We start from the raw sequence: 13,020 nt of genomic DNA, 5'->3' as shown, positions 1-13,020 counted from the left end.
GCCGCTGGGCTTGTCGTCTTTCAGGCGCGCAGATAGTGTCGTCGAGTGACGACACATGTGCGACGAGCAGTCGCAGAAGCCGTGATCCGCGAGCTCGCGGAAGCCGGCCAGACGGTTCCCTGGCTCGCCGAGGGCTCGGGGATCGCAGTGAAGACCCTGCAGGCGAAACTGGCCTCACGACGTGACTTCACCGTCACCGAGCTGGCGTCGATCGCCGGCGTGCTCGGTATCCCGATCGCGCGTCTCGTGCCGCCGGTCTCCGACAGCTGAGCACGGTCGACGCAGCCGCCGGATCGACGGGGGACCGCGGCCGCGACTCTGAAAAGAGCGTGCGCCGCGGGGTGTGGCCGGGGGCGTCGTGGGGTCGCGCTCCGGCCACATCCGCGTCGGAGGGGCTAGCGTGGACGGCATGAAGAATGTGCCCTTCGGCTCCTCCTCCGCGCCCGCACTGATCGCAGGCATGATGCGCATCGACGACAAAGACGATGCGCAGATCCGCGAGCTGTACGAGACGGCTCGGTCCAGCGGCATCGACTTCTTCGACCACGCCGACATCTACGGCGGGAGCATGCACTTCTGCGAGTCGCGCTTCGCCGAGGCGCTGCAGTTGGCCCCTGCGGATCGCGACGAGATCGTGCTGCAGACGAAATGCGGCATCGACCCCGGGCAGCAGGCCTTCGACTTCTCGTACGAGCACATCATCCGCCAGGTGGAGGGTTCGCTGCGCGCCCTGCGCACCGACTACATCGACGTGCTGCTGCTGCACCGCCCCGATGCCCTGGTCGAACCCGAAGAGGTCGCGCGGGCCTTCGACGAGCTCGACGCCACGGGCAAGGTGCGCGCCTTCGGCGTCTCGAACCACACTCCGAGGCAGATCGACCTGCTGCGCACGGCGGTCGAGCAGCCGCTGATCGCCAACCAGCTGCAGCTGTCGATCACCCACGCCCCGATCATCGCGCAGCCGGTCGCAGCCAACATGCTCGCCGAGGAGCAGAGCGTGGTGCGCGACGGCGGGGGCATCGTGGAGTACTGCCGCATCAACGGCATCACGATCCAGGCCTGGTCGCCGTTCCAGGGCGGCTTCTTCACGGGTGTCTTCCTGGGCAACCCTGAGTATGCAGAGCTCAACGCGGTGATCGATCGCCTTGCAGCGTCATACGGTGTGGAGCCGATCGCGATCGCGACGGCATGGATCACGAGGCACCCTGCGCAGATGCAGGTCGTGCTGGGAACCACCACACCCGCACGCGTGCGGGATGCAGCAGTCGGCGCCGACATCGCGCTGTCGAGGGCCGAGTGGTACGAGCTCTTCCGCGCAGGCGGCCACCTGCTGCCCTGATCACCCCTCGGCGCGCGAGCGACGCCGGTCGTCTACCCTGAACACATGCCGTTCCTGTTCTCGCTTCTCGTCATCGTGCTGATGATCGGCGCGCTCGTCGACATCATCACGCGCGAGGACTCGCAGGTGCGGTTCCTGCCGAAGATGGCCTGGGTCGTCATCGTGATCCTGCTGCCGTTGATCGGCGGCCTGCTGTGGTTCGCGGTCGGACGAGAGTACTCCGAGGCGGGACTGCGGATCCCGCGGATGCGTGCGGCGGGTCGGCCGAGCAGGCGCCCGTCTCCTCAGCCGGCGCCCCCGCCTTCAGCGCCGATCGACACCCGCTCCACCGAGCAGCAGATCGCGGATCTCGACCGGGAGATCGAGGAGTGGCGACTGCGCGCTGAATTGGAGAAGCGTCGGCGCGAGTCAGAGGAAGAGGGTCCCGCGGCTCTCTGACGGTCGTCGTCAGCGGGCATCGGTGAGTGACGAGTCGAAGGACTCCCGCACGGCCTCGTCGAGATCCGGGTACGCGAACTCGAAACCCGCCTGCGTGAGCTTCTCCGGCAGCACCCAACGGCTCTTCAGGATCAGCTCGGTCTCGGTGCGGATGCCGATGGCGCCGAGCTCCAGCATCCACCGAGGCATCGGCGGCCCGATGACCGCGCCGGTCTCGCGGCGCACCGTCGCCATGAACTCCCGGTTGTCGACCGGGTGGGGCGCGGCCGCATTGACCGGGCCGTCGAGCTCGGGGTGCCGTTCGAGGAAGTCGATGATGCGGGCGACGTCGTCGATGTGCACCCAGCTGAAGTGCTGCCGACCGCCACGGGCGCCCACGTCGTGCGCTGTGCCTGCTGCCCGGCGGGCCCGGCTCACCGGCCAGCGTCCGTCGAGCTGCGTGCCTCCGAGTCCCAGGCGTGCGAGGGTGCGCAGCGGCCCGAGCACGCCGCCGTGCCCGAGCACGATCGCACTGCGCAGTGCGACGCGTCTCGTGTACGGGAGGTCGTCGGCGAACAGCACGCGTTCCCACGCCTTCGCGACCTCGACCGAGAAGCCGCGGCCGATCTCGCCGGTGGACTCGGTCATGGGGCGGTCTTCGGCGTGGCGGTAGATCGTCGCAGTCGACGAGTTGATCCACAGTGCGGGCGGAGCATCCGCTCTCGCGATCGCCGTGCTCAACGACGCCGTCGTGTCGAGACGGGAGCGGAAGATCGCCGCGCGGTTCTCGGGGGTGTAGCGACAGTTGACGCTCTTGCCCGCGAGTCCGATGACGAGGGATGCTCCGTCCACGGCACGGTCGATCGCCGCCTGGTTGCTCCAGGAGATGTCGGCACCCGTGCGCGAGATGGTCACGACCTCGCGGCCGGCAGCTCGGAGCCGGGGCTCGAGGTAGGTGCCCATGAATCCGGTGGAGCCGCCGATGACGACCCGACCGTCGAGCGGCACCGCTTCGTGGCTCACGGCGTCTCGCTCTCGATCGAGTACTCGAAGAAGCCCGTGTACTCGTAGACGCGTCCGAGCAGAGGGGCATCGATCGTCATGTTCACGTGGTGGCGCTCGCGTTCTTCGTCCCATCGCTCGACCAGACCGATCGTCGGTCGTAGGAACGCAGGGGCGGCGAGCCGCAGTCGGCCCAGTCGCAGGCCGACGCGGCGGATCGACAGCACCACGGCACCGTCGCGCACGTCGATGTCGAACGTCGTGACGACCGTGCGACGCGGGCCGATCTCATTGCGCAGGATGCCGGCGGGGGTCAGCTCGACCACATCGGGCATGACCCAGGTGCGGCCCGGCAGCTCGAAGTGGCGCACCGCGAGCGCACGGCCGTCGACGGTGCGGTTCTCGATGCGGAACGGGACGTCCTCCGCCCACCCGGCGAACGCGACCCCCAGTGCCTCGGCGATACGGAACGCCGGCCACAGCCAGCGGTGGCGCGACCCTGCGGTCGTGAACGTGCCGCGGCCGACTCCGACATGCCCCTCGGGGATCGTACGGAAGTACCAGCCCGTCTTCGGGTGGAGTTCGGCGATGCGCTCACCGAGTGCCCGCTCATAGGGGGACGCGTGGGGATTCTCCGTGGGAGTCACGCCTCCAGCCTAGGTGGTGTGGCCGCTCGACGATCCGGCCGCCGAGGCCGCGAGGCGACGGTCGATGCTGGAGGGGGAGAGGACGTCGCGCGCGACCATGATCGCGGCGCCGAGGACGGCGGCGCGATCACCGGCCTGCGACTGCACGATCGCGAGATGCTGCGTGGCGAGCGGGATGGATCGTCGGTAGACGACTTCGCGGACTCCTGCGAGCAGGTGCTCGCCGGCGCGGGCGATGCTGCCGCCGAGCACGATGATCGACGGGTTCAGCAGGTTCACCACGGTCGCGAGCACCTCGCCCACGTCGCGTCCTGCCTGGCGCGTGGCCTCAATGGCTGCGGCATTGCCCGAGCGCACGAGTTCCACCACGTCGGCGGGACTGTCGGCGTCGAACCCGGCGCCTCGCAGTGCCTCGGCCAGAGCCGAACCGCTGGCGAGCGCCTCGAGATCGCGCTCGTCGCCGGGCTCCCTGGCTGAGCCGGCGCCGCTGGGCACCTGCACGTGCCCGAGATCGCCGGCCGACCCCTGGGCACCTCGCTGCAGTTGACCGCCCGCGATGATGCCGGACCCGATGCCGGTCGAGACCTTGACGAAGACGAGGTCGTCGATGTGCGGCCAGGTCGTGGCCTGCTCGCCCAAAGCGAGGATGTTCACGTCGTTGTCGACGAGGACCGGCACGTCGAAGGTGCGCTGCACATAGCCGGGGATGTCGAAGCGGTCCCAGCCGGGCATGATCGGCGGGTTCGTGGGCCGCCCGGTCGAGTGCTCGACGGGGCCGGGCACACCGATCCCGACGCCGAGCAGGGGCGTGTCCCTCGTGGTCGAGCTCTCGAGGAGGGCGGCGCCGTCTTCGAGGATCACATCGAGCAGACTCTCGGGCCCGTCGCCGATCGCGATCGTGCGCGTGTGGGATTCGAGGATGACGCCGGCGAGATCCGCGACCGCGACGGTGGCGTGCGTGGCGCCGAGATCGACGGCGAGCACGACGCCCGCGCGGGGGTTGAAGGCCAGCCGTGCAGGGGGGCGTCCACCCGTCGAGACGGCCTCGCCGGCCGGCCGAAGCAGACCGGCGACCAGCAGAGCGTCGACCCGCAGCGCGACGGTGGAGCGAGCGAGCCCGGTGAGGGCTGCGAGCTCGGCCTTCGTGCGGGCTGTCCCGTCGCGGAGGATCTGGAAGATCTCGCCTGCGCCGGGATTCGCCGCCGCAGCTGTGCGGAGTGCGTCGACCATTGCGTCAGTAAATCACAGACTTGCAACGGCTCACGATCAACTTCCGATTCGTTACAAATAACTTTTGACAAAGTCATAGCAAAAGTCGCGGGAACTGTGTCAGACTCACCGGCATGACAACGGATGTCACATCCACCGGTCTCGGAACGATCCGCACCGGCATCCTCGGCGGAGGATTCATGGCCCGTGTGCATCGCACCGCGGCCCGTGATGCAGGCGGCGAGCTGCGCGCTGTCGCCACGCGATCCGCATCGGGCGGGCGCCTGGCGGCGGGGGAGCTGGGAGCCACGCGCGCAGAGGCGGATGCGGTGGCGCTGATCGTCGCCGCCGACATCGACGTCGTGCACATCTGCACTCCCAATGCGACCCACGCCGAGCTGGCTCTGCACGCGCTCGAGGCCGGGAAGCACGTCATCTGCGAGAAGCCGCTCGCGACGCGCGCCGCAGACGCCAGGCGTCTCGCCGATCTCGCGCGCACTCACGGACGCGTGGCGGCGGTTCCGTTCGTGTATCGCTACCACCCGATGGTGCGGGAGGCGCGGGCCCGCGTGGCACACGGAGACGTGGGCGAACTCCTCACACTCGACTGCTCATATCTGCAGGACTGGATGCTGCTCGACACCGACGACGACTGGCGGGTGCGGTCGGCATCCGGCGGCGCCTCCCGCGCGTTCGCCGACATCGGCTCGCACCTCTGCGACCTCATCGAGTTCGTGATCGGGCAGCGTATCCGCTCACTGAGCGCACGCACGCGTAGGGTGTTCGCCGAGCGGGCGGGCGAGCCGGTCGACACGGAGGACATCGTCGCCATTCTGATCGAGACCGAGTCCGGCGCCCTCGGCACGCTGCTGATCTCGCAGATGGCGGCCGGGCGGAAGAACGCGCTGACCCTCGAGATGCACGGCACCAGACAGTCCCTGCGCTTCGAGCAGGAGCGCCCGGAGGAGCTGTGGATCGGCATGCGCGAGGAATCCCGGCTGCTGCTGCGCGACCCCTCCACCGCTTCTCCTGACTCTGCACGCCTGCAGCGGGTGCCTTCGGGGCACGCGATGGGGTATCAGGATGCGTTCAACGGCTTCATCGCCGACGTGTACGCAGCGATCGGCGGCGCGCATCCCGACGGGCTGCCGACGTTCGAGGACGGTTTCCGGTCGGCCGTGCTCACCGAGGCGGTCCTCGCCTCGGCGGCCGCGGACGGTCGATGGACGGAGGTGGCGGCATGACCGCGACGATCACACAGCCGGTGCTCGAGGTCTCCGGCATCCGCAAGTCGTTCTTCGGTGTGGAGGTGCTGAAGGGCATCGACTTCGACGTACGGCCGGGCGAAGTGCACGGCCTCGTCGGCGAGAACGGCGCGGGCAAGTCGACGCTCATGAAGATCATCGCCGGTGTGCAGCCCGCCGATGAGGGCGCGGTGCGGTATCGGGGTGACGAGGTGCGGTACGCACATCCGCGTCAGGCGATGGATGACGGCATCGTGACCGTCTTCCAGGAGTTCACGCTGCTCCCGGAGCGGACGGTCGCGCAGAACGTGTACCTCGGACGTGAGCCGCGCCGCGGCGGCTTCGTCGACCAGAAGGCGATGATCCGCCGCACCGGCGAGCTCCTCGCCGACCTCGGCGTCTCGTTCATCGACCCGCAGGCCCGCGTCGGGTCGTTGACGGTCGCCGAGCAGCAGATCGTCGAGATCGTCAAGGCGCTGTCGTTCGACGCCCAGGTCATCTCGATGGACGAGCCGACCGCCGCCCTGAGCGACCGCGAGGTCGAGCTGCTCTACGCGATCATCCGTCGGCTCACGTCCCGCGGAGTCGCGGTGATCTACGTTTCGCACCGGCTCAAGGAGATCTTCGACCTGTGCGACCGCATCACGATCCTGAAGGACGGAGCGCTCGTGTCGACCGATGAGACCGGCGCCCTCACGACCGATGAACTCGTGCGCCGCATGGTCGGTCGGTCCATCCAGTCGTACTACCCGGATGCCGTGGCCGGCACCGTCGTCGGCGAGCCGCGGCTGGAGCTCGAGGGGTGCGGCAACGCCTTCGTCGACGGCGTCTCCCTCACTCTCCGCGCTGGGGAGATCGTCGGGATCGCCGGGCTGCAGGGGTCCGGACGCACAGAGCTCGTCGAGGGGATCTTCGGCATCGACCCGTTCGTGCGGGGCTCGATGCGGGTCGACGGCTCGTCGACGCGCATCACGAGTGCCCGAGCGGCCGTGCGAGCAGGTCTCGCGCTGGTCTCGGAGGATCGCAAGGCTCAGGGACTCGCGCTGGGGCAGTCGGTGCTCGACAACACCCTGCTCGTGATCCGCAGCGTCTTCTCCGCTCGAACGTCTCCCTCGAGGCGCGAGGTGCCCGGGGTGCTCACCTCGCTGGAAGTCAGCTCCCGCGGCCTCGACCAGGAGGTGCGGTTCCTCTCGGGAGGCAATCAGCAGAAGGTGGTGCTCGCGAAATGGCTGCTCACGCAACCGCAGATCGTGCTCTTCGACGAGCCGACCCGCGGCATCGACGTCGGAGCGAAGTACGCGGTGTATCAGCTCATGCGTGACCTCGCGGCGCAGGGCAAGGCGGTGCTCATGGTCTCGAGTGAGCTGCCGGAGGTGATCGGCATGAGCGATCGGATCCTCGTGATGCACGACGGCGAACTCGTCGCCGAGCTGCCGGCGGGCTCCGCCGAGCACGAGATCCTCGGCGCGGCCACGGGCGCGACCATCGATGGGGGTGCACGATGAAGCGGCTGCGCATCGACTCGACGGTCATCGTGCTCGGCATCCTGATCCTGGCGCTCATCGTCGGGGCCGTCCTCGTCGGCACCGTCGGTCGCAACTTCTTCAGCCCCGGCAACATCCGCGACATCCTCACCGGCATGAGCGTGCTCGGGCTCGTCGCGATCGGTCAGACCCTCGTGGTGCTCGGAGCCTCGCTCGATCTCTCCGTCACTTACGTCGTGAGTCTTTCGAGTCTGCTCGCGGCGACGATCATGAACGGCAACCCCGGGAACATTCCGGCCGCCGTCGCGATCACCCTGCTCGTGTGCGCCGGCATCGGACTCGTCAACGGCCTCATCGTCACGGTGCTGAAGGTCAACGGATTCATCGCGACGCTCGGTGTGGGGCTGATCCTGCAAGGGATCCTCAACACCAACTTCGAGGGCTCGGCAGGCAGCGTGCCCTGGGAGTTCCAGCTCATCGGTGCCACCGGGGTCGGCCCCGTGCCCGTGTCGACGATCATCATGATCGGGCTCGCCGTCGTGGTGTGGCTGCTGCTGAACCGCACCCGCACCGGAGCCCATCTGTACGCGGTCGGCGGAGATCCCGAGATCGCACGTCTGTCGGGTGTGCGCACCCGCCCGCCGCTGATCGCCGCGCACGTGCTGTGCTCGGTGTTCGCGGGGTTCGCCGGACTGCTGCTCGCCAGCCGTCTCGGCGTCGGCAGCCCCACGGTGGGCCAGCAGGGCGGCTATGCGCTGCTCTCGATCGCCGCGGTCGTGCTCGGCGGCACCCTGCTGCTCGGCGGGCGCGGCTCGATCTGGGGAGCGATCGGCGGCGTCGCGATCCTCGCGGTCGTCGACAACGTCATGAGCGTCATGCAGGTCAACCCGTTCCTGAAAGACGTCGTTCGCGGCGTCGTGATCGTCGCCGCGGTCGCCGTCTACAGTCGGCGCTCGATCGTCCGTCGACGTCCGCGCTTCGGAACCGGGGGCACGAGAACCGGGGGAGACGATGCGGCCAAGGCGGCCGAGTCCGAGATGGCGGCTGCCGCATCCGAGCTCGCCGATACGAGCACCGTGGCGGAAGGAGGCCGGTCGTGAACGCTCTGCGCACTCTCGTGAGCCCTCGGGGCGCAGTGTTCCTGCTGCTGGTCGTCCTGCTCGTCGCGGTCACGATCCTCAACCCGAGCTTCGCGGAGCCCGGCCAGTTCATGAGGTTCATCCAGCGCGTCGCACCGATCGCGATCGTCGCGATCGGTCAGTACTTCGTGATCATCGCCGGCGAGTTCGATCTGTCGCAGGGATCTCTGATCACCGCCCAGGTGATCATCGCGGGCAATGTGGTCGGACAGGACGACTCCCGTACCGTGCCCGTGCTGCTGCTCATGATCGTGTTCGGGGTGCTGGTCGGCCTCGTGAACGGCATCATCACCACACTGCTCAAGGTGCCCTCGTTCATCGTCACGCTCGGAATGATGCTCGCCCTTCTGGGCGGCGTCATGTGGTGGACCGGGGGAGCGGCCACAGGCAACCCGGCGGACAGCTTCCGCGAGATCGGCCGCGGCGGCATCCGCGACGTGCCTTTCATCGACTTCATCCCGTGGGCGGTGTTCATCCTGATCGGCTGGCTCGCTCTCGGCATCTGGATCACCAAGCGCCCGCTCGGCAAGCTGCTCATCGCGGTCGGCGACAACTCCACCGCGGTCGACTTCGCCGGTGCGCGCAGCGCCTGGGTGACGACCCGCGCGTTCGTGATCTCATCGCTCTCGGCGACGCTCTCGGCCGTGCTGCTCGTCGGGTACGCCGGAGTGCATCCCTCGGTCGGCCGCGGCTACGAGTTCGTCGCGATCACCGCCGTCGTGCTCGGCGGGGTGGTGCTCGGCGGCGGCCGGGGCTGGATCGTCGCCGCAGCCGCGGGAGCCTTCGCTCTCGAAGCTCTCTTCATGCTGCTGAACATCGCGGGTGTCCCGTCGACGCTGCGCGATGCCGTGCAGGGCGTCATCATCATCGCCGCCGTCGCCTACTCGGCAGTCGCCTTCCGGGCACGCCGCAGACAGCGTCCGCAGCCGGCTCCCGACATCGCGAGCGCAGACACCGCGCATACCGCAGACCCCGTAACAACACGCACCATCCACACAGAAACCAGAGGAGATTAGCAATGCGACGATCGATGAAGATCGCCACCGCAGGGGTGGCTCTCTTCGGCCTCATCGCGCTCGCCGGGTGTACGACTGACCCGTCCGTGGCGCCGGCGGAGTCGGAGAACCCGGAGGAGTCGGCCGAGACCACCGAGTGGTTCGACCAGGAGCTCTTCGACAAGCAGATGGAGGAGCGCGACGTCGAGCCCCAGGGGCCCACGACCGAGCCGTACCTGCAGCACATCAACGCCGAGATGATCGACACCGCGGAGTTCGCGAGCGAGGGAGCCAAGAAGGCCTGCTTCGCGAACGCCTCGATCTCGAACCCGTGGCGGCAGACGGGCTGGATCACGATGAACGAGCAGCTCAAGTCGCTGCAGGAGGCAGGTGCGATCAGCGAGATGGAGACGCGTGACGCGCAGGACTCGGATGACACGCAGATCGCCGACATCGACTACTTCATCTCGGAGGGCGACTGCGATGTCTTCCTCATCTCGCCCAACAGCACAGCCGCGATGACCCCGGCCGTCGAGCGCGCGTGCGAGACCGGCAAGCCGGTGATCGTGTTCGACCGCGGCGTCGACACCGACTGCCCGGTCACGTTCATCCACCCGATCGGCGGATTCGCGTGGGGCATCGACACCGCCGAGTTCCTCATCGACAACCTCGAAGAGGGCGACAAGGTCGTGGCTCTGCGCATTCTTCCCGGCGTCGACGTGCTCGAGCACCGGTGGGCGGCGGCCGAGAAGCTCTTCGACGAGGCGGGGATCGAGGCCGTGGACTACTTCACGGGCGCGGATCCTGCGGAGATCAAGAGCATCATCAGCGACGAGCTCGCCAAGGGCGACGTGCAGGGGATCTGGATGGATGCCGGAGACGGCGCGGTCGCCGCGATCGAGGCATTCGAGGACGCCGGCGCCGATTACCCGGTGATGACCGGTGAAGACGAGATGAGCTTCCTCCGCAAGTGGAAGGACACGGGGCTGACCGGCCTCGCACCGGTGTACTCGAACTTCCAGTGGCGCACGCCTCTGCTCGCGGCGCAGATGATCTTCGCCGGAGAAGAGGTTCCGAAGGAGTGGGTGCTCCCGCAGAAGCCCATCACCGAAGCCGAGCTCGACGACTACCTCGCCGCCAACGACGGCATGCCGGACGGGCACTACGCGAAGTTCGGCGGGGAGAACCTTCCCGGTTACCCCACTGTCTGGCAGGAACGCCAGATTCCGTAATCGCAGTGATGCTCCCGCCCTTCCCCTCCGCGCCTCGCGGATGGGAGGGTGGGAGCACTCGCGTCATCCCCGAAGGAGCAGGATGCCTCGCACGATCGCCGTCAACACGTGGGTGTGGACGTCTCCACTGACCGACGAGGACCTCGAGCCGCTCGCGCGGAAGGCAGCCGGGATGGGGTATCAGGCGCTCGAACTCCCGCTCGAGAGCGTCGGGGACTGGGATCCGGCACGAGCGTGCGATGTGCTCGACGGTCTCGGGCTGGGCGGGATCGTGGTCGGGGCGATGGGCCCTCGGCGCTCTCTGCTCGCGCAAGCGGGGGACGTCGGGGCCACGCAGGACTACCTGCGATCGTGCATCGCGGCGGCGGCGACGGTGGGCGCGGCGGTGGTCGCAGGCCCGTTCTACGCACCCACTGGAGCGACCTGGCGGATGTCGGTCGATGAGCGCTCGCGGGTGATGCACGAGCTGCGCGCGAACCTCGAGCCGGTCGCGGCGGAGGCTGCGTCGGCAGGGATCACGCTGGCCGTCGAACCCCTCAATCGCTACGAGACCAGCGTGCTCAACACGGTCGAGCAGAGCCTCGACGCGCTCGGCCCGCTGCTCGGTGCAGGGGTCGGGCTCGCGCTCGACACCTACCACCTGAACATCGAGGAGAAGAGGCCCGCCGATGCGATCCGCGCGGCGGGGTCGGCGATCGCCCACGTGCAGGTGTGCGGCAGCGATCGAGGTGCGGTCGGCGACGACCACACGGACTGGCCCGAGATCCTCAGAGCCCTCGACGACGCGGGCTACCGCGGGCCGCTCGGGCTCGAGAGCTTCTCGGGCGACAATGCGACGATCGCGGTCGCGGCGTCGGTCTGGCGGCCACTCGCGCCGAGTCAGGACGAGCTCGCCTCCCGCAGCATCCAGGCACTGAGAGCGCTCGGCGCCTGAACCGTCACGCGATACGAAGGAGTGTCCATGACCACGCACCCGGTCACCCTGTTCACCGGTCAGTGGGCCGATCTGCCCTTCGAGGAGGTCGCCCGGCTGGCGGCCGACTGGGGATACGACGGTCTCGAGGTCGCGGCATCAGGAGACCATCTCGACCTGCGGCGAGCCGAGGAGGACGACGCGTACATCGCCTCACGCCGCGAGATCCTCGACCGGCACGGACTGCAGATCTTCGCGATCTCGAATCATCTCGCGGGCCAGGCGGTCTGCGATGCGCCGATCGACTTCCGACACCGGGCGATCCTGCGCGACTACGTGTGGGGCGACGGTGAGGCCGAGGGCGTGCGCGCCCGTGCGGCGGACGACATGAAGCGGGCGGCGCGGGTCGCGCGCAAGCTCGACGTCGACACCGTCGTCGGGTTCACCGGCTCATCGATCTGGCCCTATGTGGCGATGTTCCCACCGGTGCCGGCGTCCGTCATCGAGGCGGGCTTCGAGGACTTCGCCGATCGCTGGAACCCGATCCTCGACGTGTTCGACGGCGAAGGCGTGCGGTTCGCCCACGAGGTGCATCCGGGCGAGATCGCCTACGACTACTGGTCATCGGTGCGGGCACTGGAGGCGATCGACCACCGCGATGCGTTCGGGTTCAACTGGGACCCCTCGCACATGATGTGGCAGAACATCGATCCCGTCGGGTTCATCGTCGACTTCGCCGACCGGATCTACCACGTCGACTGCAAGGACACGCGGATGCGACCGCGCAACGGGCGGGCGGGCGTGCTCGGCTCGCACCTGCCGTGGGGCGACCCGCGCCGCGGGTGGGACTTCGTCTCGACCGGGCACGGCGACGTGCCCTGGGAGGACGCTTTCCGCGCGCTCGAGGCGATCGGCTATCGCGGCCCGATCTCGATCGAATGGGAGGATGCAGGGATGGACAGGCTGCACGGGGCGCCGCAGGCGCTCGCCTACGTGCGGTCGCTGCTGTGGCCCGCAGCCACCGCATCGTTCGACGCCGCCTTCCGCACCCAGATCACCGAAGAGGTTCCATGAGCATCCAGCACACCGTCGTCTTCCGACTCTCGCACGAGCCCGGATCCGCAGAGGAGCGAGACTTCCTCGACACGGGCAGGGCGATCCTCTCCGCCATCCCGGGGGTCGAGGGCTTCACCGTGCGTCGCCAGGTGAGCCCTCAGAGCGACCTCGAACACCAGTTCTCGATGTACTTCGTCGATCAGGAGGCGTACAGCGCGTACAACGAGCACCCGGCGCACACCTCGTTCGTCGCGGACCGGTGGGTGCCGGAGGTCGCGGCGTTCCAGGAGTACGACTTCGTGGAGTGAACCAGGTGAGCGGGGGGAGCGGAGGGGGCGGAGGG

At 68.5% G+C, this 13,020-nt stretch carries 14 protein-coding genes; 11 read left to right on the top strand and 3 right to left on the bottom strand.

The features are described 5' to 3' along the window. The first annotated feature begins 45 nt into the window (after positions 1 to 45). The 3 genes from AC3WS6_RS14140 (at position 46) to AC3WS6_RS14130 (ending at position 1,777) form a co-directional block, all read left to right on the top strand. The gene (locus tag AC3WS6_RS14140; RefSeq protein WP_492501674.1) at positions 46 to 270 is read left to right on the top strand and encodes a helix-turn-helix domain-containing protein; all 225 of its coding nucleotides are present in this window, start codon (positions 46 to 48) and stop codon (positions 268 to 270) included. Positions 271 to 409: 139 nt separating this feature from the next. Further along, positions 410 to 1,339 (top strand): aldo/keto reductase, encoded by a 930-nt coding sequence (locus tag AC3WS6_RS14135; RefSeq protein ID WP_492501673.1) that lies wholly within the window; start codon positions 410 to 412, stop codon positions 1,337 to 1,339. A gap of 45 nt (positions 1,340 to 1,384) precedes the next feature. Further along, positions 1,385 to 1,777 carry a PLDc N-terminal domain-containing protein gene (locus AC3WS6_RS14130; protein ID WP_492501672.1) on the top strand — a complete coding sequence of 131 codons (393 nt, stop codon included), beginning with the start codon at positions 1,385 to 1,387 and terminating at the stop codon, positions 1,775 to 1,777. Positions 1,778 to 1,786: 9 nt separating this feature from the next. On the opposite strand, the gene AC3WS6_RS14125 is transcribed toward AC3WS6_RS14130, so the two are convergent. Genes AC3WS6_RS14125 through AC3WS6_RS14115 form a run of 3 tightly spaced genes read right to left on the bottom strand, consistent with a single transcriptional unit; the run spans position 1,787 to position 4,635 of the window. Further along, entirely contained in the window at positions 1,787 to 2,779 is a 993-nt protein-coding gene (locus AC3WS6_RS14125; RefSeq protein WP_492501671.1) for an epimerase, read from the bottom strand. Next, complete coding sequence (locus tag AC3WS6_RS14120) at positions 2,776 to 3,405, bottom strand: DUF4166 domain-containing protein (protein ID WP_492501669.1); 630 nt, start codon at positions 3,403 to 3,405, stop codon at positions 2,776 to 2,778. Before AC3WS6_RS14120 ends, AC3WS6_RS14125 begins: the two co-directional genes overlap by 4 nt. A 9-nt stretch (positions 3,406 to 3,414) precedes the next feature. Further along, positions 3,415 to 4,635 carry an ROK family transcriptional regulator gene (locus tag AC3WS6_RS14115; RefSeq protein ID WP_492501667.1) on the bottom strand — a complete coding sequence of 407 codons (1,221 nt, stop codon included), beginning with the start codon at positions 4,633 to 4,635 and terminating at the stop codon, positions 3,415 to 3,417. Positions 4,636 to 4,748: 113 nt separating this feature from the next. Between AC3WS6_RS14115 and AC3WS6_RS14110 the strand changes: the two genes are divergently transcribed. The 8 genes from AC3WS6_RS14110 to AC3WS6_RS14075 all read left to right on the top strand — a co-directional run bounded on the left by AC3WS6_RS14110 (position 4,749) and on the right by AC3WS6_RS14075 (position 12,985). After that, a complete protein-coding gene (locus tag AC3WS6_RS14110; RefSeq protein ID WP_492501666.1) occupies positions 4,749 to 5,858 on the top strand; it encodes a Gfo/Idh/MocA family protein in 1,110 nt (369 codons plus the stop codon). Next, positions 5,855 to 7,363, top strand: a complete 1,509-nt coding sequence (locus tag AC3WS6_RS14105) for a sugar ABC transporter ATP-binding protein (RefSeq protein ID WP_492501665.1) — start codon at positions 5,855 to 5,857, stop codon at positions 7,361 to 7,363. Before AC3WS6_RS14110 ends, AC3WS6_RS14105 begins: the two co-directional genes overlap by 4 nt. Continuing rightward, complete coding sequence (locus tag AC3WS6_RS14100) at positions 7,360 to 8,442, top strand: ABC transporter permease (protein WP_492501664.1); 1,083 nt, start codon at positions 7,360 to 7,362, stop codon at positions 8,440 to 8,442. The genes AC3WS6_RS14105 and AC3WS6_RS14100 overlap by 4 nt, the downstream gene beginning before the upstream one ends. Further along, positions 8,439 to 9,497, top strand: coding sequence for an ABC transporter permease (locus AC3WS6_RS14095; RefSeq protein ID WP_492501663.1), 1,059 nt, complete (start codon positions 8,439 to 8,441; stop codon positions 9,495 to 9,497). Before AC3WS6_RS14100 ends, AC3WS6_RS14095 begins: the two co-directional genes overlap by 4 nt. A 14-nt stretch (positions 9,498 to 9,511) precedes the next feature. After that, the gene (locus AC3WS6_RS14090) at positions 9,512 to 10,708 is read left to right on the top strand and encodes a substrate-binding domain-containing protein (protein WP_492501662.1); all 1,197 of its coding nucleotides are present in this window, start codon (positions 9,512 to 9,514) and stop codon (positions 10,706 to 10,708) included. Between the two features lie 82 nt (positions 10,709 to 10,790). Continuing rightward, a complete protein-coding gene (locus tag AC3WS6_RS14085; RefSeq protein ID WP_492501660.1) occupies positions 10,791 to 11,642 on the top strand; it encodes a sugar phosphate isomerase/epimerase family protein in 852 nt (283 codons plus the stop codon). Positions 11,643 to 11,669: 27 nt separating this feature from the next. Beyond that, positions 11,670 to 12,695 carry a sugar phosphate isomerase/epimerase family protein gene (locus AC3WS6_RS14080; RefSeq protein WP_492501659.1) on the top strand — a complete coding sequence of 342 codons (1,026 nt, stop codon included), beginning with the start codon at positions 11,670 to 11,672 and terminating at the stop codon, positions 12,693 to 12,695. Then, the gene (locus AC3WS6_RS14075) at positions 12,692 to 12,985 is read left to right on the top strand and encodes a Dabb family protein (protein ID WP_492501657.1); all 294 of its coding nucleotides are present in this window, start codon (positions 12,692 to 12,694) and stop codon (positions 12,983 to 12,985) included. The genes AC3WS6_RS14080 and AC3WS6_RS14075 overlap by 4 nt, the downstream gene beginning before the upstream one ends. The last annotated feature ends 35 nt before the right edge of the window (positions 12,986 to 13,020 follow it).

Source organism: Microbacterium sp. EB106-03-03-XG65, assembly GCF_058791955.1.
This window is presented reverse-complemented; position numbering and strand designations above follow the sequence as displayed.

Bases quoted from the DNA above. Each gene is read 5' to 3' on its own strand.
- AC3WS6_RS14135 (WP_492501673.1), top strand. From the start codon at position 410: ATGAAGAATGTGCCCTTCGGCTCCTCCTCCGCGCCCGCACTGATCGCA.
- AC3WS6_RS14130 (WP_492501672.1), top strand. From the start codon at position 1,385: ATGCCGTTCCTGTTCTCGCTTCTCGTCATCGTGCTGATGATCGGCGCG.
- AC3WS6_RS14115 (WP_492501667.1), bottom strand. From the start codon at position 4,635: ATGGTCGACGCACTCCGCACAGCTGCGGCGGCGAATCCCGGCGCAGGC.
- AC3WS6_RS14110 (WP_492501666.1), top strand. From the start codon at position 4,749: ATGACAACGGATGTCACATCCACCGGTCTCGGAACGATCCGCACCGGC.
- AC3WS6_RS14105 (WP_492501665.1), top strand. From the start codon at position 5,855: ATGACCGCGACGATCACACAGCCGGTGCTCGAGGTCTCCGGCATCCGC.
- AC3WS6_RS14100 (WP_492501664.1), top strand. From the start codon at position 7,360: ATGAAGCGGCTGCGCATCGACTCGACGGTCATCGTGCTCGGCATCCTG.
- AC3WS6_RS14090 (WP_492501662.1), top strand. From the start codon at position 9,512: ATGAAGATCGCCACCGCAGGGGTGGCTCTCTTCGGCCTCATCGCGCTC.
- AC3WS6_RS14085 (WP_492501660.1), top strand. From the start codon at position 10,791: ATGCCTCGCACGATCGCCGTCAACACGTGGGTGTGGACGTCTCCACTG.
- AC3WS6_RS14080 (WP_492501659.1), top strand. From the start codon at position 11,670: ATGACCACGCACCCGGTCACCCTGTTCACCGGTCAGTGGGCCGATCTG.
- AC3WS6_RS14075 (WP_492501657.1), top strand. From the start codon at position 12,692: ATGAGCATCCAGCACACCGTCGTCTTCCGACTCTCGCACGAGCCCGGA.